Source organism: Klebsiella spallanzanii (assembly GCF_902158555.1).
In the GTDB taxonomy this organism is placed as follows: Bacteria; Pseudomonadota; Gammaproteobacteria; order Enterobacterales; family Enterobacteriaceae; genus Klebsiella; species Klebsiella spallanzanii.
In genome coordinates, this window is sequence record NZ_CABGGS010000009.1 from 1 (window position 1) to 22,188 (window position 22,188).

23 protein-coding genes, 1 rRNA gene and 1 other annotated feature are annotated in these 22,188 nt (G+C 51.3%); of the genes, 9 read left to right on the top strand and 15 right to left on the bottom strand.

What is annotated here, in order from left to right; translation table 11 throughout:
• The 4 genes from FN082_RS10280 to rluD form a co-directional block, all read right to left on the bottom strand.
• Nucleotides 1-100 (bottom strand): 16S ribosomal RNA (locus FN082_RS10280); the annotation flags it as partial.
• 454 nt (nt 101-554) lie between these two features.
• Nucleotides 555-3,128, bottom strand: a complete 2,574-nt coding sequence (gene clpB / locus FN082_RS10285) for an ATP-dependent chaperone ClpB (protein WP_139539371.1) — start codon at nt 3,126-3,128, stop codon at nt 555-557.
• A gap of 127 nt (nt 3,129-3,255) precedes the next feature.
• On the bottom strand, nt 3,256-3,987 hold the full coding sequence (gene yfiH, locus FN082_RS10290; RefSeq protein WP_139539372.1) for a purine nucleoside phosphorylase YfiH: 732 nt from the start codon (nt 3,985-3,987) through the stop codon (nt 3,256-3,258).
• Complete coding sequence (rluD, locus tag FN082_RS10295; RefSeq protein ID WP_139539373.1) at nt 3,984-4,964, bottom strand: 23S rRNA pseudouridine(1911/1915/1917) synthase RluD; 981 nt, start codon at nt 4,962-4,964, stop codon at nt 3,984-3,986. The genes yfiH and rluD overlap by 4 nt, the downstream gene beginning before the upstream one ends.
• A gap of 132 nt (nt 4,965-5,096) precedes the next feature.
• Here rluD and bamD point away from each other — a divergent pair, with 132 nt between their 5' ends.
• From bamD to pheA, 4 genes are all read left to right on the top strand, one after another.
• Nucleotides 5,097-5,834 carry an outer membrane protein assembly factor BamD gene (bamD, locus tag FN082_RS10300; protein WP_004123741.1) on the top strand — a complete coding sequence of 246 codons (738 nt, stop codon included), beginning with the start codon at nt 5,097-5,099 and terminating at the stop codon, nt 5,832-5,834.
• Nucleotides 5,835-6,106: 272 nt separating this feature from the next.
• Complete coding sequence (gene raiA / locus FN082_RS10305; protein ID WP_002914111.1) at nt 6,107-6,442, top strand: ribosome-associated translation inhibitor RaiA; 336 nt, start codon at nt 6,107-6,109, stop codon at nt 6,440-6,442.
• 106 nt (nt 6,443-6,548) lie between these two features.
• Nucleotides 6,549-6,673: a sequence feature (Phe leader region), on the top strand.
• On the top strand, nt 6,550-6,597 hold the full coding sequence (pheL, locus tag FN082_RS30050; protein ID WP_101706155.1) for a pheA operon leader peptide PheL: 48 nt from the start codon (nt 6,550-6,552) through the stop codon (nt 6,595-6,597). Its footprint overlaps the feature before it by 48 nt.
• A gap of 30 nt (nt 6,674-6,703) precedes the next feature.
• Nucleotides 6,704-7,864, top strand: coding sequence for a bifunctional chorismate mutase/prephenate dehydratase (pheA, locus tag FN082_RS10310; protein ID WP_139539374.1), 1,161 nt, complete (start codon nt 6,704-6,706; stop codon nt 7,862-7,864).
• Here the strand turns inward: pheA and FN082_RS10315 are convergent.
• The 3 genes from FN082_RS10315 to aroF all read right to left on the bottom strand — a co-directional run bounded on the left by FN082_RS10315 (nt 7,861) and on the right by aroF (nt 11,003).
• Nucleotides 7,861-8,733: an SMP-30/gluconolactonase/LRE family protein gene (locus tag FN082_RS10315; RefSeq protein WP_139539375.1), complete on the bottom strand. Its 873-nt coding sequence runs from the start codon at nt 8,731-8,733 to the stop codon at nt 7,861-7,863. The two genes, pheA and FN082_RS10315, sit on opposite strands and share 4 nt — an antisense overlap.
• 68 nt (nt 8,734-8,801) lie before the next feature.
• The gene (gene tyrA / locus FN082_RS10320) at nt 8,802-9,923 is read right to left on the bottom strand and encodes a bifunctional chorismate mutase/prephenate dehydrogenase (RefSeq protein WP_139539376.1); all 1,122 of its coding nucleotides are present in this window, start codon (nt 9,921-9,923) and stop codon (nt 8,802-8,804) included.
• A 9-nt stretch (nt 9,924-9,932) separates the two neighbouring features.
• On the bottom strand, nt 9,933-11,003 hold the full coding sequence (aroF, locus tag FN082_RS10325; protein ID WP_139539377.1) for a 3-deoxy-7-phosphoheptulonate synthase AroF: 1,071 nt from the start codon (nt 11,001-11,003) through the stop codon (nt 9,933-9,935).
• Nucleotides 11,004-11,348: 345 nt separating this feature from the next.
• Here aroF and FN082_RS10330 point away from each other — a divergent pair, with 345 nt between their 5' ends.
• From FN082_RS10330 to FN082_RS10340, 3 genes are read left to right on the top strand one after another with little or no spacing between them, the layout of a single operon-like run.
• The gene (locus tag FN082_RS10330) at nt 11,349-11,858 is read left to right on the top strand and encodes a YfiR family protein (RefSeq protein ID WP_142467398.1); all 510 of its coding nucleotides are present in this window, start codon (nt 11,349-11,351) and stop codon (nt 11,856-11,858) included.
• Nucleotides 11,851-13,074: a diguanylate cyclase DgcN gene (dgcN, locus tag FN082_RS10335; RefSeq protein WP_142981538.1), complete on the top strand. Its 1,224-nt coding sequence runs from the start codon at nt 11,851-11,853 to the stop codon at nt 13,072-13,074. The genes FN082_RS10330 and dgcN overlap by 8 nt, the downstream gene beginning before the upstream one ends.
• An 11-nt stretch (nt 13,075-13,085) precedes the next feature.
• A complete protein-coding gene (locus FN082_RS10340; protein ID WP_142981539.1) occupies nt 13,086-13,568 on the top strand; it encodes an OmpA family protein in 483 nt (160 codons plus the stop codon).
• 5 nt (nt 13,569-13,573) lie between these two features.
• On the opposite strand, the gene FN082_RS10345 is transcribed toward FN082_RS10340, so the two are convergent.
• The 7 genes from FN082_RS10345 to ffh form a co-directional block, all read right to left on the bottom strand.
• Nucleotides 13,574-14,944, bottom strand: coding sequence for a PepSY-associated TM helix domain-containing protein (locus tag FN082_RS10345; protein ID WP_142981540.1), 1,371 nt, complete (start codon nt 14,942-14,944; stop codon nt 13,574-13,576).
• 53 nt (nt 14,945-14,997) lie between these two features.
• Nucleotides 14,998-15,435: a DUF2946 domain-containing protein gene (locus tag FN082_RS10350; RefSeq protein ID WP_142465741.1), complete on the bottom strand. Its 438-nt coding sequence runs from the start codon at nt 15,433-15,435 to the stop codon at nt 14,998-15,000.
• A gap of 120 nt (nt 15,436-15,555) precedes the next feature.
• Nucleotides 15,556-15,903 carry a 50S ribosomal protein L19 gene (rplS, locus tag FN082_RS10355; RefSeq protein WP_004104634.1) on the bottom strand — a complete coding sequence of 116 codons (348 nt, stop codon included), beginning with the start codon at nt 15,901-15,903 and terminating at the stop codon, nt 15,556-15,558.
• A gap of 39 nt (nt 15,904-15,942) precedes the next feature.
• Nucleotides 15,943-16,710 (bottom strand): tRNA (guanosine(37)-N1)-methyltransferase TrmD, encoded by a 768-nt coding sequence (gene trmD / locus FN082_RS10360; RefSeq protein ID WP_139539419.1) that lies wholly within the window; start codon nt 16,708-16,710, stop codon nt 15,943-15,945.
• A gap of 47 nt (nt 16,711-16,757) precedes the next feature.
• Nucleotides 16,758-17,306: a ribosome maturation factor RimM gene (rimM, locus tag FN082_RS10365; protein WP_139539420.1), complete on the bottom strand. Its 549-nt coding sequence runs from the start codon at nt 17,304-17,306 to the stop codon at nt 16,758-16,760.
• An 18-nt stretch (nt 17,307-17,324) separates the two neighbouring features.
• Entirely contained in the window at nt 17,325-17,573 is a 249-nt protein-coding gene (gene rpsP, locus FN082_RS10370; RefSeq protein WP_139539421.1) for a 30S ribosomal protein S16, read from the bottom strand.
• 236 nt (nt 17,574-17,809) lie between these two features.
• Nucleotides 17,810-19,177: a signal recognition particle protein gene (gene ffh / locus FN082_RS10375; RefSeq protein ID WP_004123779.1), complete on the bottom strand. Its 1,368-nt coding sequence runs from the start codon at nt 19,175-19,177 to the stop codon at nt 17,810-17,812.
• A 165-nt stretch (nt 19,178-19,342) separates the two neighbouring features.
• Between ffh and FN082_RS10380 the strand changes: the two genes are divergently transcribed.
• On the top strand, nt 19,343-20,134 hold the full coding sequence (locus FN082_RS10380) for a cytochrome C assembly family protein (protein WP_139539422.1): 792 nt from the start codon (nt 19,343-19,345) through the stop codon (nt 20,132-20,134).
• Nucleotides 20,135-20,152: 18 nt separating this feature from the next.
• Nucleotides 20,153-21,439, top strand: coding sequence for an HlyC/CorC family transporter (locus FN082_RS10385; RefSeq protein ID WP_139539423.1), 1,287 nt, complete (start codon nt 20,153-20,155; stop codon nt 21,437-21,439).
• Nucleotides 21,440-21,508: 69 nt separating this feature from the next.
• On the opposite strand, the gene grpE is transcribed toward FN082_RS10385, so the two are convergent.
• Nucleotides 21,509-22,099 (bottom strand): nucleotide exchange factor GrpE, encoded by a 591-nt coding sequence (gene grpE / locus FN082_RS10390; RefSeq protein ID WP_142463519.1) that lies wholly within the window; start codon nt 22,097-22,099, stop codon nt 21,509-21,511.
• Between the last annotated feature and the right edge of the window lie 89 nt (nt 22,100-22,188).

Consider the following 22,188-nt stretch of genomic DNA (forward strand, 5'->3'; position numbering starts at 1 on the left):
CTCGTCACCCGAGAGCAAGCTCTCTGTGCTACCGTTCGACTTGCATGTGTTAGGCCTGCCGCCAGCGTTCAATCTGAGCCATGATCAAACTCTTCAATTTAAGTTTGATGCTCGTAGAATTAAACTTCGTAATGAATTACGTGTTCACTCTTTGAGACTTGGTATTCATTTATTGCCCGAAGACATTAAGAATCCATGTCACTTTGAGTGCCCACACAGATTGTCTGATAAATTGTTAAAGAGCAGTTGCGACGCGCTTTAGCGCTCTGTCGCGAGGTGGCGTATATTACGCTTCCCTCTTTCAGAGTCAAGCGTTTATTTTCGCTTTTCTCTGCCGGTATTCATCGCTGAATCCCGCTGACCCGGCGGCTTATTTGCCGTTGTTCCGTGTCAGTGGAGGCGCATTATAGGGAGTAATTCTGAAGTGACAAGGGGAATTTTAAAAAAAACGCTCGCTTGCTTAATTTTCACCCAAAACATTAGCCACAATTAAATTATTGCCTGGATTTTAAACAAAAACGAGCCCTGAGGGCCCGTTTTTGCTGTTTTGTGATTTACTGCACTGCCACTATCCGATCGTTTTTCACAACTAATTGTACTTCTTTCCCTGGAATCAATTCACCGGAAAGAATCTGCTGCGCCAGCGGGTTTTCGATCTGTTGCTGAATAGCACGTTTCAGCGGACGCGCGCCGTAAACCGGGTCGTATCCATTTTCACTCAGGAGTTTCAGTGCATCATCAGACATCTGGACTTCATAACCTCGCTCTTCCAGGCGTTTGTACAACCGCTGCAGTTGAATCTGCGCAATAGAAGCAATGTGTTTTTCACCCAGCGGATGGAATACAACAACCTCATCTATACGGTTAATAAACTCTGGACGGAAGCTCTGGCTAACCACACCCAGTACCATGTCTTTCATATGGCCATAATCCAATGCCCCAAAACGTTCCTGAATGAGATCTGAACCGAGGTTAGATGTCATGATAACAACCGTATTACGGAAGTCGACAGTTCTCCCCTGCCCGTCAGTCAAACGTCCATCGTCCAGCACCTGAAGTAGAATGTTAAACACATCAGGATGCGCTTTTTCCACTTCGTCCAGCAGAATGACGGAATAGGGACGACGACGGACCGCTTCAGTCAGATAGCCACCTTCTTCATAGCCAACGTATCCCGGAGGTGCCCCAACCAGACGCGACACGGAATGTTTCTCCATAAACTCAGACATGTCGATACGCACCATTGCATCATCGCTATCGAACATAAAGTTGGCCAGCGCTTTACACAGTTCCGTTTTACCCACACCAGTAGGACCGAGGAACAGGAACGAGCCAATCGGGCGGTTCGGATCGGACAGTCCGGCACGGCTACGGCGAATCGCGTTCGATACCGCTTCAACCGCTTCGTTCTGGCCAATGACGCGACTATGCAGCTCCTGCTCCATGCGCAGCAGTTTCTCACGCTCACCTTCCAGCATGCGGGCTACCGGAATACCGGTCCAGCGAGCCAGAACTTCGGCGATTTCTGCATCCGTTACTTTATTACGCAACAGGCGCATGGTCTTGCCTTCAGACTGAGTCGCAGCCGCGAGCTGTTTTTCCAGCTCCGGAATCTTGCCATACTGTAATTCAGACATCCGCGCCAGATCGCCAACGCGACGCGCCTGCTCAATTGCGATTTTGGCCTGTTCCAGCTCTGCCTTGATCGTCTGAGTTCCAGAGAGCGAAGCCTTTTCAGCCTTCCACTCTTCCTCTAATACTGAATACTGGCGTTCTTTATCTGCCAGCTCTTCGTTCAGCATATCCAGCCGCTTGATACTGGCTTCATCCGACTCTTTCTTCAACGCCTGCTGCTCCAGTTTTAGCTGGATGATACGGCGGTCCAGTCGGTCAAGCTCTTCCGGTTTTGAGTCAATCTGCATACGGATACTGGATGCCGCTTCATCGATCAGGTCGATAGCTTTGTCCGGCAACTGGCGGTCGGCAATGTAACGATGAGACAACGTTGCTGCCGCGACAATCGCCGGGTCGGTGATCTGCACATGGTGGTGCAGTTCATAACGTTCTTTCAATCCACGCAGAATCGCGATGGTATCTTCAACTGTCGGCTCCGCGACGAACACTTTCTGGAAACGGCGTTCCAGCGCAGCATCTTTTTCAATATACTGGCGATATTCATCAAGCGTTGTAGCACCAACGCAGTGCAGTTCACCACGAGCCAGAGCCGGTTTCAGCATGTTCCCGGCGTCCATTGCACCGTCGGCTTTACCCGCGCCTACCATGGTGTGCAACTCATCAATAAACAGAATAACGTTGCCTTCCTGCTTAGCAAGATCGTTCAGCACGCCTTTTAAGCGTTCTTCAAACTCACCACGATACTTGGCACCCGCCACCAGCGACCCCATATCCAGCGCCAGTACTCGGCGGCCCTTCAGTCCTTCAGGTACCTCGCCATTGACGATACGCTGCGCCAAGCCTTCGACGATTGCCGTTTTACCTACCCCAGGCTCACCAATAAGCACAGGGTTGTTTTTGGTACGGCGCTGCAGTACCTGAATAGTACGGCGAATTTCTTCATCACGACCGATCACCGGGTCAAGCTTGCCCTGTTCGGCACGCTCGGTCAGATCGACTGTAAATTTCTTCAATGCCTGACGTTGGTCTTCGGCTCCCTGATCGTTCACGCTTTCACCTCCGCGCATTTGTTCAATCGCCTGACTCACATTGGCGGTTGTAGCTCCGGCAGATTTCAAGAGGTCGGTCAGCGTACCGCGTGATTCAAGCGCCGCCAGAACGAACAGTTCTGACGAAATAAAGTTGTCCTTTCTCTTTTGCGCCAGCTTGTCGCAAAGATTGAGTATACGCACCAGATCCTGGGACGGCTGTACGTCGCCACCGGTACCCTCTACCTGCGGTAAGCGGCTCAGCGCCTGTTCGATATTGGTGCGTAACTCTCCGGCATTAATGCCCGCCGAAGTTAATAAAGGACGTACCGATCCCCCTTCCTGATTCAGCAAGGCGCTCATTAGATGAAGAGGTTCGATGAATTGGTTGTCGTGCCCAAGTGCAAGCGACTGGGCATCGGCAAGAGCAAGCTGGAATTTATTGGTAAGACGATCCAGACGCATAACTCCTCCCATAACAGGTCAAATTTGCTACTGGAGATTAAATGAGGTCATCCCTCAATTATTCAAGGTTAAAGACCTGAACTATGCAAAAATAAGTTTGCCTTCTGGATCGTCTTAGTTCGGCAGGTTATATCAGCCAGATGAAACTTGCCATACGCCCTGTGGTTCGATCGCGGCGATAAGAGAAAAAATCATCGTTTTCGCTGAAGGTACAGCGGTCTCCACCGAAAATCTGCTCAACGCCAACATTCGCCAGACGCTGACGAGCCAGTTGATAAATATCGGCAAAATATTTTTCACCCGCAGGGCGAAACGCGCTCTGCGCTTGGGCATCTTTCTCTATAAAGGCTTCACGCACTTCCGGGCCGACTTCAAAAGCTTCCGGCCCGATGGCGGGCCCAAGCCAGGCCAGGATATTTTCCGGCTTATCGATAAAGCAGGCGACCGTTTCTTCCAGCACACCTTCACATAAACCGCGCCAGCCAGCATGGGCCGCCGCGATTTCAGTGCCCGCGCGATTACAAAAAAGCACCGGTAGGCAATCAGCGGTCATCACCGCACATACCGTACCAGGTACATTGCAATATGAGGCATCCGCACGCTTTGACTCGTACGGACCGCCGTCAAGTTTCAAAACTGCCGTACCATGAACCTGCTCCAGCCACACCGGGTATGACGGCAGACCGCCTGCAGAAAACATGCGTCGACGATTCTCCTCAACGTGCTGCTGATTGTCTCCGCAATGGGCACCAAGGTTGAGTGAGTCGTATGGCGACAGGCTAACCCCGCCAATACGCGTGGAACTACAGGCAGCAACGCCTTGCGGCATCGGCCATTGCGGTACAATCAGTTTAGTCATAGCCAGTCGATATCGTCCTTATGGGCTTCAAAATCAGCGCGCATGGCATCAATCAAATCAACCATATCCTGCGGAATAGGCGCATGCCATTCCATCTCAATACCGCTGATCGGATGGTATAAGCGTAGCATCGTAGCGTGCAGAGCCTGACGATCGAATTTACGCAGCGCGGTGATGAACTCTTCCGACGCGCCTTTCGGTGGACGTGGACGCCCGCCATAAACCTGATCGCCCACCAGCGGGTGAGTGATATGCGCCATGTGCACGCGAATCTGGTGTGTACGACCAGTTTCCAGGCGCAAGCGCAGGCGAGTATGGATGCGAAAATGCTCCATAATCCGGTAGTGTGTTACCGCCGGTTTTCCCATGGGATGTACCGCCATATGCGTACGCTTGGTCGGGTGGCGGCTAATCGGTTCTTCAACCGTTCCGCCTGCCGTCATATGACCAATCGCCACCGCCTCATACTCGCGGGTGATTTCGCGCAGCTGCAGGGACTCCACCAGTCGGGTTTGCGCCGGGATAGTTTTCGCGACCACCATCAAACCGGTCGTGTCTTTATCGAGACGATGCACAATCCCCGCACGCGGCACATCAGCAATGGCCGGATAGTAGTGCAACAGCGCATTCAGCACAGTACCGTCAGGGTTGCCCGCGCCAGGGTGCACAACTAAATCGCGCGGTTTATTAATGACGAGGATGTCATCATCTTCATAAACGATATTGAGCGGAATATCCTGTGCCTGGAAACGGACTTCTTCTTCGATTTCAACATCGATAGCAATCGTCTCTCCCCCCAGCACTTTCTCTTTCGGCTTGTCGCTGACATTGCCGTTTACCAGCACTCTCTGGTCAAGGATCCATTCTTTTATGCGCGAACGCGAATAATCCGGGAACAATTCGGCCAAAGCCTGATCTAAGCGTTGTCCGAGTTGATTTTCGGACACCGTTGCGTTGAGTTGTACTCGTTGTGCCATATACAGCTTCTTCGTTTTAACGTTGGGTTTTACGGCTTTGCCGTTTAATATAGTGTGCTATTGTAGCTGGTCTTAATCGGGAGCAGGAACAGAGATTCTCCCGCATAAACATTTTGAGGAAGTCAAAACGTCATGACGCGCATGAAATACCTGGTGGCAGCAGCCACACTGAGCCTGGCTTTGGTGGGTTGCTCTGGCTCAAAGGAGGAGGTGCCCGATAATCCGCCGAATGAGATCTACGCGACCGCTCAGCAAAAGCTGCAGGACGGTAACTGGAAACAGGCAATAACGCAACTGGAAGCGTTGGATAACCGTTATCCCTTCGGACCTTATTCTCAACAGGTACAGTTGGACCTGATTTATGCGTACTACAAAAACGCAGACCTGCCGCTGGCTCAGGCAGCCATCGATCGCTTTGTACGCCTGAACCCTACGCATCCTAACATTGATTACGTCATTTATATGCGTGGTCTGACAAATATGGCGTTGGATGACAGTGCGCTACAGGGCTTCTTCGGTGTCGATCGCTCCGACCGCGACCCGCAACACGCGCGCGATGCCTTTAACGACTTCTCCAAACTGGTTCGTGGTTATCCTAACAGCCAGTACTCTACCGACGCCTACAAACGTATGGTATTCCTGAAGGATCGTCTGGCGAAGTACGAACTGTCGGTAGTTGATTACTATACCGATCGTGGCGCCTGGGTTGCGGTAGTCAACCGCGTAGACGGCATGCTGCGTAACTATCCGGATACGCAGGCCACCCGCGATGCGCTGCCGAAAATGGAAAATGCCTACCGCCAGATGCAAATGAATGCTCAGGCTGACAAAGTAGCGAAAATTATTGCGGCGAACAGCAAAAACACCTGATAGCCGGTAGATAAGCAAAACGGCAGCCGGATGAGGCTGCCGTTTTTTATTCGTTTAATTCTTTAGCTGAAGCGGTTTAGCGCCGAGTTAACTCATCAAATATGGCTCTCTTTCTTCCATTCGACAAGTAAAATCTCACCTGTTCCTGTCCTGTCTCACAAAACCAATTCGTTGACAAAAAGTGACAATAAAATGTGATTTAAATCACGCATTTTGACATTGGGCGAGGTATGCTGAGTTCACCAAGACGGGAAAGACAAGAGGTAAAATTTATGACAATGAACATTACCAGTAAACAAATGGAAATTACTCCGGCAATTCGCCAGCACGTCGCAGACCGTCTCGCCAAACTTGATAAATGGCAAACTCATTTAATTAACCCGCACATCATCCTTTCTAAGGAGCCGCAGGGTTTCATCGCTGACGCAACTATCAATACACCAAACGGTCATCTGGTTGCCAGCGCACGGCATGAAGACATGTATGCCGCAATCAATGAATTGATCAACAAGCTGGAACGGCAGCTGAATAAAGTGCAACACAAAGGGGAAGCCCGCCGCGCCGCAACATCGGTGAAAGAGGCAGGCTTTGTGGAAGAAGAAGAGTAATCCTTAACTTAAGCTTGTGTAATGCCACGCGCCTTCGGGCGCGTTTTTTATTGACAGAGTGAAAACACTACAGGTACTGTAATCCCCACAAACTCAAGGAATTCACCGTGAAACTGATCCCGTTCTTCTTCGCATTCTTTTTTACCTTCCCCTGAATGGGAGGCAATTCGTCGTGTGATAAAGAATGCGAAGACGAACAACAAGGCCTCCCAAACGGGAGGCCTTTTTTATTGATAATCAATAACAAGAAAGGCAACACATATGACCGAGGAAAACCCATTACTGGCCCTACGCGATAAGATAAGCGCTCTGGATGAAAAACTGCTTGCGCTGCTGGCGGAGCGCCGCGGCCTGGCCGTGGAGGTCGGAAAAGCCAAGCTGGCATCACATCGTCCGGTACGCGATATTGACCGCGAGCGCGACCTGCTGGAACGCCTGATGACGCTGGGTAAAAACCACCATCTTGATGCCCATTACATCACGCGCCTGTTCCAGCTGATCATTGAAGATTCGGTCCTTACCCAACAAACCCTGCTCCAGCAGCATCTGAATAAGATCAACCCGCACTCCGCCCGCGTGGCGTTTCTTGGACCTAAAGGTTCATATTCGCATCTTGCTGCTCGTCAGTATGCCGCCCGCCACTTTGAACAGTTTATCGAAAGCGGCTGTGCTAAATTCGCCGATATCTTTGAACAAGTAGAAACCGGCCAGGCTGACTATGCCGTCGTCCCGATTGAAAATACCAGCTCCGGCGGCATCAATGATGTTTACGACCTTCTGCAGCACACCAGCTTATCTATCGTTGGCGAACTGACCCTGCCTATCGATCACTGCGTACTGGTCTCAACGTCGACCGACGCACAACAGATTACGACGGTTTACAGCCATCCGCAGCCGTTCCAGCAGTGCAGCCAGTATCTTAGCCGCTACCCGCACTGGAACATTGAATATACCGACAGCACATCCTCAGCAATGGAGAAAGTAGCACAGGCTAACTCTCCAGGCGTTGCCGCTCTGGGCAGCGAAGCTGGCGGAGCGCTCCATGGTTTACAGGTGCTGGAACACTGCCTGGCTAACCAGACGCAAAACATCACCCGCTTCCTGGTTCTGGCACGTAAAGCAGTGGAAGTCTCCGATCAGGTTCCGGCGAAAACCACCCTGTTGATGGCAACGGGTCAGCAAGCCGGGGCCCTGGTTGAAGCGCTGCTGGTACTGCGTAACCATAACTTGATCATGACGAAACTGGAATCACGCCCGATTCACGGCAATCCGTGGGAAGAGATGTTTTATCTGGATATCCAGGCCAACCTGGAATCAATGCCAATGCGTAAGGCACTAAAAGAGCTGGCCGAGATAACTCGTTCGATGAAGGTGCTGGGCTGTTATGCCAGCGAAAACGTGGTGCCGGTCGATCCGGTTTAACGTTCTATAAAAGGTAATTTCTTCATCCCTGCCACAGAAACAGGCAGGGTGAAGATAGCGCCGGAAAGCGGATACTTCGCCACTTCATCGGCATCCATATTCTCTCGAGTGGTGGTGATATAAAGCGTCTTCATATCAGCCCCGCCGAAACAAACCATCGTCGGGCAACGCACCGGTAAACGGTACTCCTCCAGTTGCTCGCCCGTCGGAGAAAAGCGCGCAATACGCCAACCGTCAAACATCGCGCTCCAGTAGCAACCTTCAGTATCGATGGCCGCGCCATCAGGAATGCCCTCGCCGGGCTGAAAGCGACGAAAGACCTCGCGTTTACCCACCTCGCCCTGCTCATCCAGCGGTGTACGATAGATAACGGCATTGGGCGTATCCGAGGTATACATCCAGCGCTTGTCTTCGCTAAATGCCAGACCATTGGCACCGTGGATATCGCACTGAATCACCTGCGGGGAGAGATCGTTATCAATACGCATCAGGAGCGCGCCGTTAAAATCTCCCGGCCCCCAAAACGTCCCGGCATAAAAACGACCATCGCGATCGGTTCCGCCATCGTTAAAGCGCGCCAGCTGCGGGTTACTCGGGTTATCACAAACTTTTCGTTGCAGCAGGCCATGAACATCAGTGAGCCAGATAGCGCTGCGTAAAGCGACAATAAAGCCCCCCTTTGCACGCAGCGCAAAACAGCCAACTTCTTCGGGAAATTGCAGCACCTGGTGTTCACCGGTATGCACGTCATAACGGTGAATCTGACACTCCATAATATCGGCCCAGTACAATACCTGTTCAGCTTCACTCCAGGTCGGGCATTCCGGCAGATGCCCGACATAATCAAACAGCGGTTGTGGTTCAGCCATCGTTTCCATCCCTATAAAAAAAGCCAGCGGGTAACCCCTCTGGCTTTATTGTATACATGTTTTACGACTTACTGACGATTATCATTAGCCTGGCGCAGCAGCGTCCGGCTTTCGCTCTGGAAGCGCTGAGCATAATCGCCGAACCAGTGCTCAACCTTACGGAAGCTATCGATAAATGCCTGCTTATCGCCTTGCTCCAACAAGCTAATCGCCTCGCCAAAACGCTGATAGTAGCGTTTGATCAGCGCCAGGTTATTTTCAGAAGACATAATAATATCGGCATAGAGCTGCGGATCCTGAGCGAACAGTCGACCAACCATCGCCAGTTCCAGACGATAGATAGGCGATGAGAGGGCTAAAAGCTGCTCAAGACGCACGTTCTCTTCCGCCAGATGCAGGCCGTAGGCAAAGGTTGCAAAGTGGCGCAACGCCTGAATAAAGGCCATGTTCTGATCGTGTTCAACTGCGCTGATACGATGCAGCCTGGCCCCCCAGACCTGAATTTGCTCCAGAAACCACTGATAGGCCTCCGGTTGGCGACCATCGCAATACACCACGACCTGCTTCGCCAGGCTGCCGCTATCCGGGCCAAACATAGGGTGCAGACCCAGTACCGGACCTTTATGCGCGGCTAACATCGCCTGTAGAGGCTCCGCTTTAACCGAAGCCAAATCAACCAGGATGCAGTCAGTTGGCAACGGAGGAAGCTGTGCAATCGTTGCCGCCGTCGTGTGAATCGGCACGCTGACGATCACCATACCGGCATCGGCAACTATTTCTTCCGCCCGCGACCAGTCACCTTTTTCCAGGATACGGACCTGGTAGCCGGAAAGCGTCAGCATTTTCTCAAACAGACGCCCCATTTGCCCGCCGCCGCCGACAATCACTACCGGACGCAAATTCGGATAGAGCGTTTTAAAACCTTTGTCGTTTTCGCTGGAGTAAGACTCACGCATCACGCGACGCAAAACATCTTCGATAAGGTCCGGCGGAACCCCGAGCGCAGCGGCTTCTTCACGACGAGAAGCCAACATCGCCGATTCGCGCTCAGGCACGTAAATCGGCAGACCATATTGGCTTTTTACCTCTCCGACTTCCGCTACCAGTTCCAGACGTTTAGCCAGCAGTTCCAGCAGCGCCTTATCAACTTCATCAATTTGATCGCGTAATGCGGTCAGTTCAGCAACCATAAAATCCTCTTACACCAGACGAGCCGCCAGATGGCCTCGTAGATCCTTATCAAGTTCGCGGAGCAATGCATCGGTGGTTTCCCAGCTAATGCAGGCATCGGTCACGGAGACGCCATATTTCATATCGCAACGCGGCTGCTCAGAGGACTGGTTACCTTCGTGGATATTGCTCTCAATCATCAGACCAATAATGGAACGATTACCATCTTTAATCTGTGCGACAACGGACTCAGCTACCGCAGGCTGGCGGCGGAAGTCTTTATTAGAATTCCCATGGCTGCAATCTACCATCAGCGAGGGCTTCAGTCCCGCCTGAGTCATCTCTTTTTCACACTTCGCGACATCTTCAGGGCCGTAGTTTGGCGCTTTACCACCACGCAGAATCACATGACCGTTCGGGTTGCCCTGAGTTTGCAGCAGGCAAACCTGTCCGGCCTGGTTGATACCGACAAAACGGTGCGGCATTGCGGCAGCGCGCATGGCGTTAATTGCCGTTGCAAGACTGCCATCGGTGCCGTTTTTAAAACCGACCGGCATCGACAACCCGGAGGCCATCTCGCGGTGAGTCTGAGATTCCGTCGTACGCGCGCCGATGGCGGACCAGCTAAACAAATCGCCAAGATATTGGGGACTGTTTGGATCCAGCGCTTCCGTCGCCAATGGTAACCCCATATTAACCAGATCAACCAACAGACGGCGTGCAATCTTCAAACCGCCTTCTACATCAAACGAGCCATCCATATGCGGATCGTTAATCAGCCCTTTCCAGCCTACGGTGGTACGGGGTTTTTCAAAATAGACGCGCATTACCAGATAGAGGCTATCGCTGACCTCTGCGGCTAGGGCTTTAAAACGACGAGCGTATTCAATGGCGGTTTCAGGATCGTGAATCGAACAAGGGCCACACACCACCAGCAGGCGCGGATCGCGACCGGCGATGATATCAGAGATAGTCTGGCGAGACTGCGCGATCTGCGCTTCCTGCTCAACACTCAGGGGGAATTCAGCTTTCAGTTGATCCGGAGTGATCAAAACCTGTTCATCGGTAATGTGTACGTTGTTCAGCGCGTCTTTTTGCATGATTGCGATCCTGTATAGCTCGTTTGCGATAGTTATTTCCTCAGCGAGGATGACGTAACGATATCATACAAAGTAAAGATTTCAATCCATAATCCGTAAATTTTACTTTACACAAATAAATTAAATAGCGCTATATTTCATTTTTATTGTACAAATTATTTTACACCAGGCACATAATCACATCATTCCTCTCTCCGGCACCTGCTTTCCTTTACGAAAAATCCTGGTGAGAATTATCTTAAAGCCACGGGGCTGGCTAATGACGGTTTTCACCAATAATGCTATTCTTCGCCCGGGTAGCAGCAATCTGCATCCCCCACGCTATGACAACCTGACGGAACCGTAATGACCGTTCTTCACCGTCTCTTTTTGACTTTAGTATTATCGCTCGTGGGTATCCCTGCTGTTGCCTCTGGACCGTCTGATAATGTTCGGACAATCGTATCGGGAATTGTGACTTATACACGCTGGCCGCAGCTATCTGGTCCGCCAAGGCTATGTATTTTTTCGACATCACGTTATATCCGCAGCCTGGCTGAAGAAGCACCAGATATATTGCCTTATAAACCTGTGATTGTTCGTAATACAGAAGAAGCCTTACAGACAAACTGCGATGGTTTTTATTTTGGCAGTGAATCACCGACCCAACAGTCTGAATTTACGGCTAAATATGGAAATCGCCCCCTATTGCTTATTGCGGAACAAAACACCGATTGCTCTATTGGCAGTGCTTTTTGCCTGCTCATAAATAATGAGAGAGTCAGATTTTCCGTAAATCTGGATGTACTGACGCACAGCGGCGTTCGGGTTAATCCCGATGTGCTGATGCTTGCCCGGAAAACATCACATGAATAAGGATTTTTCTCAGGCCCCGCGCCCCACCTTTAAAAGAGCCCTGCGCCGTATCAGCATGATAAGCGTGGTTATTTCTATGACACTGGTATGGCTGTTGCTCTGTACTGCCTCCATATTCACGCTCAAGCAATATGCACAAAAAAACCTGGAGCTGACTGCTGCCACAATGGGCCGTAGCCTGGAAGCTGCGCTCGTCTTTGGTGATAGCGCAGCGGCTGAAGATACCCTGGCCACGCTGGGAAAACAGGGCCAATTTTCTACAGCAATCCTGGTAGATGGCCGACAAAAACCCTTCGCCTCGTGGCATAACGATCATCTCGTCAGGCAGGAACAAATTAGCGACGTCATCAGCAATTGGCTATTCCCTGAACCCACCGTGCAACCTATCCTGCACCAGGGGAAAATGATCGGTGAACTCCGTCTTACCGCGCTGGACAGATTGATAAGCCATTTTCTTGGCATCTCAATTATTGTGTTAACCGGCAGTATTTTTCTCGCTTCTTGTATCGCTTTGCTCCTGACCCACTCTCTGCATCGCGGTATTGTGACCGCGCTGCAGAGTATTACCGAGGTTGTACACGACATCCGCGAGAACCGCCATTTCTCTCGCCGCGTTCCCGAAGAACGCATTGAAGAGTTCCACCTGTTTGCCCAGGATTTTAATAGCCTGCTGGGTGAAATGGAGGACTGGCAGCGGCAGCTTCAGGCAAAAAATGCCCAGCTCCTGCGCAGTTCATTGCACGATCCGCTAACCGGACTCGCAAACAGGGCAGCTTTCCGTAATGTCATCAATGAGTTGATGAAAGATGCAACCGTACACAGCAGTTCCGCCCTGTTATTTCTTGATGGCGATAACTTCAAGCTCATCAACGATAACTGGGGTCATGCCGCAGGAGATAAAGTATTAATTGAAGTCGCCAGTCGCCTGATGACCTTTGTCGGTAAGCAGCACCAGGCATGGCGTCTTGGCGGCGATGAATTTGCCATTCTGCTACGCGGTGTTCACACGGAAGCCGAAGTTCAGACGCTCTGCAATTCACTGTCCGAACAGTTTCTCCCGCCGTTTAATCTACACAACGGCCATACCGCTAATCTGTCTCTAAGTATTGGTTATGCCTTAACCTGGGAACATGCATCAGCGGAAAATCTACAAGAGATTGCCGATCAGAATATGTATCGGATGAAACATCAACGCTTGCAGCAAACGCAAAAATAAAAGGACTCATAATGATCGGGAAATATTTTGCTCCTGCTTTACTGGCCGCGCTTTTTCTCACTGGCTGTCAGACCCCACAAGGGAAATTCTCTGCGGAACAAATCGCAGCAATGAAATCATACGGCTTTACTGAAACCAACGGCGACTGGTCATTAGGAATATCTGATACCATCTTATTTGACAAAAATGACTACCATCTGCGAACTAATAGCCGACAGCAAATTCGTACGATGGCTTCGCGTCTGGCCACCACCGGCATTACCCACAGCCGCCTGGAAGGTCATACAGATAATTACGGTGAAGACAGCTACAACGAAATGTTATCGCTTAAGCGCGCTAATAGCGTAGCAGATGCATGGGCCGAAGGTGCCAATATCCCGCGCACTAATTTAACAACCCGCGGATTAGGTAAAAAATACCCGATAGCCAGTAACGATACTGCAAAAGGACGTGCTGAAAACCGCCGCGTCACGGTCGTCATCAGTACGCCTTAAACAATCTACTCGACTGATTTAGCCCTTATTATCGCCGTTGCTACGCGCCAGCGCAGGTAATCAACGGCGAGACATACAGCGAGGCTGATCCCCATTAGCGGCAGTGCCAACCCTAACAACGCCGCAATAATGGTAGTAACCATACGAGCGGGCCATGCTAGACCAAACCACGCCTGTATCAGCGTATTGGCCGGGTTAAACGCCGCATGGACCGGACGGCGGATCCACCACAAACGGTACCCCACCACTAACATCACGCAGAGTGCAGTACCGAAGGCGATAAGTAGCAGCTGATTAACGAGACCAAACAGAATCCCCATATGAAAATCAACGCCCCAGCGGGTTAGCTTCGCCATTAATGGAAAGTCAGAAAAATGAGTACGATCTACGATCTGCATATTTGAACCGTCGATCGCTACAGCATCAACCTGTGTAGGCCAGCTTCTGTCAATTTCATTTACCGTCCACGCTCGCCCGGCTCCCGACGGTGGTCGAATTTCCAGCTTGCTGGCATCCAGGCCAGCCGCGCGCGCAATCAACAGAATCTTGTCAAAATCCTCTACGTCTATCTGCGATACCATCTCCCCCATCGCCATATTCCCTATATGGTGTTCCGCATGCGGATCGTGAGCTGCTGAGGCTGTACGTTGCAGTTGCGTATTCACCTGCGGCGTCAGCCAGCCGAAAGCGGCGCGCATCTTATCAACGTTACCTCCGGCCCATTGCGACCAGGTTAAACCGGTCGCCGAAAATAGCAACATGCCAGCTAGCAGTCCCCATCCGAGGGATACGTGCAGGCGGCGGTTATTCTGCAGCTTGTTGTTAATCCGTCGGCGCGGGCGAGTCATCGACCACAGCGCAATTCCTCCGAGGGCGGCAACCCACATCCAGGAGGCAGCCAGTTCACTGTACAACCGCCCTGCGTTCCCCAGGAGCAATGAGCGATGGGCATAATCAATCCACTGACGCAGCGGCAAAATACCGCTAGTACCGTAAACCGGCATATCGCCTTGCACGCTTAAGCTTACCGGATCGATAAAAATTGCCCGTGTCTCAGACTCACCCAAACTCGGGGCAATAAACATCACCCGTGTGGTTTCCCCCATACTTATCGCCGGGCGTACAGCCTGCAGACGAAAGTTTCCCTGAACAACGTCTTTCGCTGCGGCAATTTGCGCGCTAAGCGGCTGTTTTTCTCCACTGAGAGTACCGCGAAGAGCATCCTGATAAAGCCAACTTTCCAGCTGTGGAGTCGCGACATATAGCGTACCGGTCAGCGCAGCTACAAAAATAAACGGCCCGATAAACAGCCCAATATAGAAATGAAGACGACGCAGCAGGTTCAGCCATGCCGCGCGCGAGGTGCAGGTAGTCATACTTTTCCTTTTTGAAAGCAAAAGAGAGCATTGCGCAGTGCGCACGTTATTTTTTATGCAAGGGAATAAGCAGACGGTAGCGGCGGCGCTCGGGTATGGGGATAAAGCCAGGGGAAGTAATGCCAGTGTTTCAGTACCGGACGGGAAACCGGAACTCGCTGGCGCCGATGCATCAAACTGACCAGCAGTACCAGCGCAAAAATCAGGCCCGGCACGTGAGCTAATAGTACGCAGTAACCACAGGCTTCAGCATGATCGACCGGCATACTGTGCGAGTACCCTGGGGCCATGTCATCACTGTGCATCATGGGCATTTGATGTGATGACATATTCTCCGGCATCGCCATCATCGCATGATGCATACCGTTCATCGGATCTTTTTGCAGGGAGATTGAGATCAGCGGCGCCACCACGATCAGCAGGATCGCAAACAGCGCCAGCCATGTGGCCCGCCGTTGAAATACTGATTGATAAAGAATATTGCTGACCACCGCCCCTCCGAACGAGGACCGTATTGTAAATGATTCACAATAAAATGGTTAAAATAAAGATAAAAAAAGGGCCAGCCCATCAGGCCAGCCCTTTCATTCAGGATGTCGCGAAAGCGAATCTTAGTTAAGACGCTCTTTGATACGAGCAGACTTACCGGTACGCTCACGCAGGTAGTACAGTTTAGCTTTACGTACAGCACCACGACGTTTGACAGAAATGCTGTCAACTACCGGAGAGTGAGTCTGGAAAACACGCTCAACGCCTTCGCCGTTGGAAATTTTGCGAACAGTGAATGCAGAGTGCAGACCGCGGTTACGAATAGCAATAACCACGCCCTCGAATGCCTGCAGACGTTTTTTGGAACCTTCAACAACCCATACTTTCACTTCCACGGTATCACCCGGACGGAAGGAAGGTACGTCCTGCTTCATCTGTTCTTGTTCAAGTTGCTTAATAATGTTGCTCATAATTTAATCTCTTATCCTGGGTAAACTGATATTGGGGGCTTACGCCATCCCATCATGTTTATGTTGCTGTTGCGCGAGTTCCTTTTTGAACTCCGCCAGCAACCTTGCTTGCTCTTCAGTCAGAGCCAGGTTTTCCAAAAGTTCAGGTCTTCTCAGCCAGGTCCGGCCCAGCGACTGCTTCAGACGCCAGCGACGTATCTCGGCATGGTTTCCCGACAGCAACACTGGCGGTACTTCCATACCTTCTAACACTTCAGGGCGCGTATAGTGTGGACAATCCAGCAATCCATCAGCAAAAGAATCCTCGATTGCTGAAGCTTCATGACCCAGAACCCCCGGAATAAACCGGGACACAGAGTCAATCAGCGTCATTGCCGGTAGCTCACCACCGCTGAGAACGTAATCGCCAATTGACCATTCTTCGTCAATCTCGGTCTGAATAACGCGCTCATCTACGCCTTCGTAGCGACCGCACACCAAAATCAATTTCTGATTGGTTGCCAGTTCGCTGACGCCCGCTTGATCAAGCTTGCGTCCCTGAGGTGAAAGATAAATCACCTTTGCGCCTTCACCTGCCGCGGCTTTTGCTGCATGAATGGCATCCCGTAAAGGTTGTACCATCATTAACATCCCCGGTCCGCCGCCGTAAGGACGATCGTCCACGGTACGGTGCCGGTCATGGGCGAAGTCACGTGGACTCCAACTCTGGATGTTCAGCAGGCCATTTTTTACTGCCCGGCCAGTTACCCCGTAATCGGTAATTGCGCGAAACATTTCAGGAAACAGGCTAACAATACCTATAAACACAAGCCAATCCCCACAATGCCGTTTTTTTTACCGTTTAACCGGAGAATTTAAAAACCAGGATCCCAATCTACTTCGATTATACGAGTAGTGAGATCGACTTTCTTGATAACCTGCCCATCGAGGAACGGAACCAACCGCTCCTTGATACCAAACGCATCTTTCAGGTTTGCCTTAATGACGAGAACGTCATTAGACCCGGTTTCCATCATATCGATGACTTTACCGAGGCTATAGCCTTCAGTGGTGACTACCTGGCAGCCCATCAGGTCTTTCCAGTAATAATCGCCTTCTTCCAGCGCAGGCAGCTGCGATGAATCCACGACAATTTCGCAATTGGTCAATAGATTCGCTGCATCGCGATCGTCAACGCCTTTCAGTTTGATGACGATATCCTGATTGTGGTGGCGCCAGCTTTCCAGCTCAACAACCTGCCACTGACCCGCCCTCTGGATTAACCAGGGTTGATAGTCAAAAATGCTTTCGGCGTCTTCGGTGGAGGAAAACACTCTGAGCCAACCACGGATACCGTAGGAAGAACCCATCTTGCCCAATACAATCGGATCAACAGGTGCTTGTGCGGTGTGTTGCTTGCTCATCATGACCACCGTGACAGATTAAGCTGCTTTGTTAGCGGCTTTGATCAGCGCAGCAACGCGATCGGAAACAGTAGCGCCCAGGCCAACCCAGTGAGCGATACGATCCAGATCCAGACGAGTTCCTTCTTCGTTCGCAGAAGCGATCGGGTTGAAGAAACCAACGCGCTCGATGAAGCGACCGTTGCGTGCATTACGGCTGTCGGTAACAACAACCTGGTAGAACGGACGCTTTTTCGCGCCGTGACGTGCTAAACGAATAGTAACCATAACATCCTCTTGTGTGAATAAAACACCGGGCCCCATCGAGGAACGGAGCCCGGTGTCATATTAAAAGCCCGAAAATTTTACTGATTTCTGGGGAAATTGCAATCAGCAGTTATAAACTCTGCAGTGGAAGGATGCCGCAGGTACCCTTAAATTGGGTACCTGCGAGTAATTCATAGCCAGAACGCACCAACAATGGGTCAGGAAAGAAGGGCGCGCCGGCAGCAATAGCCACTATATTATCGGCCTCCAGGGAAACCAGGCGGCATCATCCCTTTCATTCCGCGCATCATCTTCATCATGCCGCCTTTCGACTTCATCTTCTTCATCATGCGCTGCATATCGTCAAACTGCTTAAGCAGACGGTTCACATCCTGCACCTGCATACCACAGCCTGCTGCGATACGGCGCTTGCGCGAACCTTTGATAATTTCCGGCTTCGCGCGCTCTTTCAGCGTCATCGAGTTGATGATCGCTTCCATACGCACCAGTACCTTGTCATCCATCTGCGATTTAACGTTATCCGGGATCTGCCCCATACCCGGCAGTTTGCCCATCAGGCTGGCCATACCGCCCATATTTTTCATCTGACGCAGCTGTTCAAGGAAATCGGTCAGGTCAAAACCATCGCCTTTTTTCAGCTTGGAAGCCAGCTTCTCAGCCTGAGCGCGGTCGACTTTACTTTCGATATCTTCGATCAGCGACAGAACATCGCCCATACCGAGGATACGCGAAGCAATACGATCCGGATGGAATGGCTCCAGCGCTTCGGTTTTCTCGCCAACCCCGAGGAATTTAATCGGCTTGCCGGTGATATGACGAATTGACAGCGCCGCACCGCCGCGAGCATCACCGTCGACTTTGGTCAGCACAACCCCGGTCAGCGGCAGAGCTTCGTTAAACGCTTTCGCCGTATTCGCCGCATCCTGGCCGGTCATCGCATCGACAACAAACAGGGTTTCGACTGGATTCAGAGATGCATGAACCTGCTTGATCTCGTCCATCATCGCTTCATCAACGTGCAGACGACCAGCGGTATCCACCAGCAGCACGTCGTAGAATTTGAGCTTCGCTTCTTTCAGCGCGGCATTAACAATATCAACCGGTTTCTGACCAACGTCAGACGGGAAGAAATCAACGCTAACCTGCTCGGCCAGCGTTTCCAGCTGTTTGATTGCCGCGGGACGATAAACGTCAGCGGAAACAACCAGGACTTTCTTCTTGTGCTTTTCACGCAAGAATTTACCCAGCTTAGCGACGCTGGTTGTTTTACCCGCCCCCTGCAAACCAGCCATCAGAACCACGGCCGGCGGCTGCGCGGCTAAATCGAGCGCCTGGTTCTCTTCGCCCATCGCGGCAACCAGTTCGTTGCGCACGATCTTGACGAACTCCTGGCCCGGGGTCAGGCTTTTATTAACTTCATGACCAACCGCGCTCTCTTTTACACGATTGATGAAGTCGCGAACCACAGGCAGAGCAACATCCGCCTCCAGCAGCGCCATGCGCACTTCGCGCAGGGTATCTTTAATATTGTCTTCAGTAAGGCGTCCGCGGCCGCTAATGTTGCGCAGCGTACGCGACAAACGATCGGTTAAATTATCAAACATTGTCTCTCGCCTGAGGTGGAAACGGTCGGTCGCCGCAGCGACACAAAAAACGGAATGGGCGCAGTATAACACGACATAAACGCGAATGTGCTGCAACGGTTGGAGCCTGAGTCGCGTGACGTTATACTGCTTCTCTCTACTATTTAGTCAACAGTCGACGCCCATATGCCTGTTTTTGCTCTACTCGCTCTTGTCGCCTACTCCATCAGCCTCGCGCTGATCGTCCCTGGTCTGCTACAAAAAAACAGCAGCTGGCGGCGGATGGCGATTCTCTCCGCAACTATTGCGTTGATTTGTCACGCCTTCGCGCTGGAGTCACGCATTTTCCCCGGCGGTGAAAGCGGGCAAAACCTCAGCTTATTAAACGTGGGGTCGCTGGTCAGCCTGATGATTTGTACGGTGATGACCATTGTCGCATCGCGTAACCGAGGCTGGTTATTGCTACCTATCGTCTACACCTTCGCGTTGATCAACCTTGCATTCGCTACCTTTATGCCGAACGAGTACATCACGCACCTGGAAACTACGCCGGGTATGCTGGTGCATATCGGCCTGTCGCTCTTCTCGTATGCTACGCTGATTATCGCGGCCCTGTATGCATTACAGCTGGCGTGGATTGACTATCAGTTGAAAAATAAAAGGTTGAAATTCAGTAGCGAAATGCCGCCGCTGATGAGCATCGAACGAAAAATGTTCCATATCACCCAGATAGGCGTGGTCCTGTTAACCCTGACGCTGTGTACCGGGTTGTTCTATATGCACAACCTGTTTAGCGCGGAAAATATCGACAAGGCCGTACTGTCTATTGTGGCGTGGTTTGTCTATATCGTCCTGCTTTGGGGCCACTATCATGAAGGGTGGCGCGGACGCCGGGTCGTCTGGTTCAACGTGACTGGCGCTGGGCTGCTAACGCTAGCCTACTTCGGCAGCCGCGTATTGCAACAGTTCATGAGTTAAGCCTTTAAGGAATCCCAAGTGGAACATATCTCCACCACTACGTTGATCGTTACTCTGATCATCATGGTGATTATCTCCGCCTATTTTTCCGGTTCTGAAACCGGCATGATGACATTAAACCGCTATCGTCTGCGTCATCTTGCTAAGCAAGGCAACCGCCAGGCGAAGCGTGTCGAAAAGCTGCTACGCAAACCTGACCGTCTCATCAGCCTGGTGCTAATTGGTAATAACCTCGTCAATATCCTTGCCTCTGCTTTGGGGACGATTGTTGGTATGCGCCTGTACGGTGATGTCGGCGTCGCCATTGCTACCGGGGTGCTGACCTTTGTGGTGCTGGTATTCGCCGAGGTGCTACCAAAAACAATAGCAGCCCTCTACCCGGAAAAGGTCGCCTACCCAAGCAGCTTTCTGCTGGCACCACTGCAGATACTGATGATGCCGCTGGTGTGGTTGCTCAACACGATTACTCGCGTTTTGATGCGCATGATGGGTATCAAAACCGATATCGTCATCAGCGGAGCATTGAGCAAAGATGAATTACGTACCATCGTGAATGAGTCACGCTCACAAATATCCCGCCGCAATCAGGACATGCTGCTATCAGTGCTGGACCTCGAGAAAGTCAGCGTTGACGACATCATGGTTCCGCGCAACGAAATCGTCGGCATTGATATTAACGATGACTGGAAGTCAATTGTTCGTCAGCTAACTCATTCTCCGCACGGACGCATCGTACTGTACCGCGACACGCTAGACGATGCCATCAGCATGCTGCGCGTACGTGAGGCTTATCGCCTGATGACGGAGAAAAAAGAGTTCACCAAAGAGGTCATGCTGCGCGCTGCCGATGAAATCTACTTTGTGCCGGAAGGTACGCCGCTCAGCACACAACTGGTGAAATTCCAGCGTAATAAGAAGAAAGTTGGTCTGGTAGTTGATGAATATGGCGATATTCAGGGGCTGGTCACGGTAGAGGATATTCTCGAAGAAATCGTGGGTGATTTCACTACTTCAATGTCGCCTACGCTTGCAGAAGAGGTAACACCGCTTAACGACGGTTCGGTCATTATTGACGGTACCGCCAACGTACGTGAAATCAATAAAGCGTTTAACTGGCATCTGCCGGAAGATGAAGCTCGTACCGTAAACGGTATTATTCTTGAAGCGCTGGAAGAGATCCCTGCCCCAGGTACGCGCGTACGCATCGAGCAATACGATATCGATATTCTTGATGTTCAGGAGAATATGATTAAACAGGTGAAGGTGATGCCAGTAAAACCTATTCGCGAAAGCGTGGCGGAATAGTAGCAAGCCATGCGCATTTGCCAAATATGACCAGAAAAACGGCTACCTGAGTAGCCGTTTCGCAATTATTTACTTCGCTTTCGCCACGGTCACCATCGCCGCGCGAATCGTACGACCATTCAGGGTATAGCCTTTTTGCATGACGCCCAGAACGTTACCAGCCGCTACGTCTTCAGATTCAACCATCGCAATAGCCTGATGTACGTTCGGGTCCAGCGGGACGTTGGTATCGCCAATGACTTCCACGCCAAATTTACGTACGACGTCCAGCATTGATTTCAGAGTCAGTTCAATACCTTCAACCATGGGCGCCATATCCGGATTCGCTTTATCAGCCACTTCCAGCGCGCGATCCAGGCTGTCAATCACTGGCAGCAGTTCGTTGACGAACTTCTCCAGCGCAAACTTATGCGCTTTTTCGATATCCAGTTCGGTACGGCGGCGCAGGTTATCTTCATCGGCCTTTGCACGCAGCATCACTTCACGTTCGCGCTTCTGTGCTTCAACAAGCTGTGCTTCCAGATTCGCAATTTTTTCATCGCGCGGATCCACCTGCTCAGCCGAAACTTCAGGCTCTACCGCCTCAACGTCGTCGTGCTGCTCCGTGATAATTTCTTCCGGGGCTTGCCCCTCAGGCGTTTTCTGTTCTTTACTACTCATGAATTTCTCCGCGTTTTTTTCGCATTCATCTCGCTAACTTCGCTTATTATGGGGATCAGTTTCCGGGTTTCAAGGGAACACAGCCAGAT

What these genes read in the sequence shown, in the direction of transcription:
- clpB (WP_139539371.1), bottom strand. Translation starts at nt 3,128, where the DNA reads ATGCGTCTGGATCGTCTTACCAATAAATTCCAGCTTGCTCTTGCCGAT.
- yfiH (WP_139539372.1), bottom strand. Translation starts at nt 3,987, where the DNA reads ATGACTAAACTGATTGTACCGCAATGGCCGATGCCGCAAGGCGTTGCT.
- rluD (WP_139539373.1), bottom strand. Translation starts at nt 4,964, where the DNA reads ATGGCACAACGAGTACAACTCAACGCAACGGTGTCCGAAAATCAACTC.
- bamD (WP_004123741.1), top strand. Translation starts at nt 5,097, where the DNA reads ATGACGCGCATGAAATACCTGGTGGCAGCAGCCACACTGAGCCTGGCT.
- raiA (WP_002914111.1), top strand. Translation starts at nt 6,107, where the DNA reads ATGACAATGAACATTACCAGTAAACAAATGGAAATTACTCCGGCAATT.
- pheA (WP_139539374.1), top strand. Translation starts at nt 6,704, where the DNA reads ATGACCGAGGAAAACCCATTACTGGCCCTACGCGATAAGATAAGCGCT.
- FN082_RS10315 (WP_139539375.1), bottom strand. Translation starts at nt 8,733, where the DNA reads ATGGCTGAACCACAACCGCTGTTTGATTATGTCGGGCATCTGCCGGAA.
- tyrA (WP_139539376.1), bottom strand. Translation starts at nt 9,923, where the DNA reads ATGGTTGCTGAACTGACCGCATTACGCGATCAAATTGATGAAGTTGAT.
- aroF (WP_139539377.1), bottom strand. Translation starts at nt 11,003, where the DNA reads ATGCAAAAAGACGCGCTGAACAACGTACACATTACCGATGAACAGGTT.
- FN082_RS10330 (WP_142467398.1), top strand. Translation starts at nt 11,349, where the DNA reads ATGACCGTTCTTCACCGTCTCTTTTTGACTTTAGTATTATCGCTCGTG.
- dgcN (WP_142981538.1), top strand. Translation starts at nt 11,851, where the DNA reads ATGAATAAGGATTTTTCTCAGGCCCCGCGCCCCACCTTTAAAAGAGCC.
- FN082_RS10340 (WP_142981539.1), top strand. Translation starts at nt 13,086, where the DNA reads ATGATCGGGAAATATTTTGCTCCTGCTTTACTGGCCGCGCTTTTTCTC.
- FN082_RS10345 (WP_142981540.1), bottom strand. Translation starts at nt 14,944, where the DNA reads ATGACTACCTGCACCTCGCGCGCGGCATGGCTGAACCTGCTGCGTCGT.
- rplS (WP_004104634.1), bottom strand. Translation starts at nt 15,903, where the DNA reads ATGAGCAACATTATTAAGCAACTTGAACAAGAACAGATGAAGCAGGAC.
- rimM (WP_139539420.1), bottom strand. Translation starts at nt 17,306, where the DNA reads ATGAGCAAGCAACACACCGCACAAGCACCTGTTGATCCGATTGTATTG.
- rpsP (WP_139539421.1), bottom strand. Translation starts at nt 17,573, where the DNA reads ATGGTTACTATTCGTTTAGCACGTCACGGCGCGAAAAAGCGTCCGTTC.
- ffh (WP_004123779.1), bottom strand. Translation starts at nt 19,177, where the DNA reads ATGTTTGATAATTTAACCGATCGTTTGTCGCGTACGCTGCGCAACATT.
- FN082_RS10380 (WP_139539422.1), top strand. Translation starts at nt 19,343, where the DNA reads ATGCCTGTTTTTGCTCTACTCGCTCTTGTCGCCTACTCCATCAGCCTC.
- grpE (WP_142463519.1), bottom strand. Translation starts at nt 22,099, where the DNA reads ATGAGTAGTAAAGAACAGAAAACGCCTGAGGGGCAAGCCCCGGAAGAA.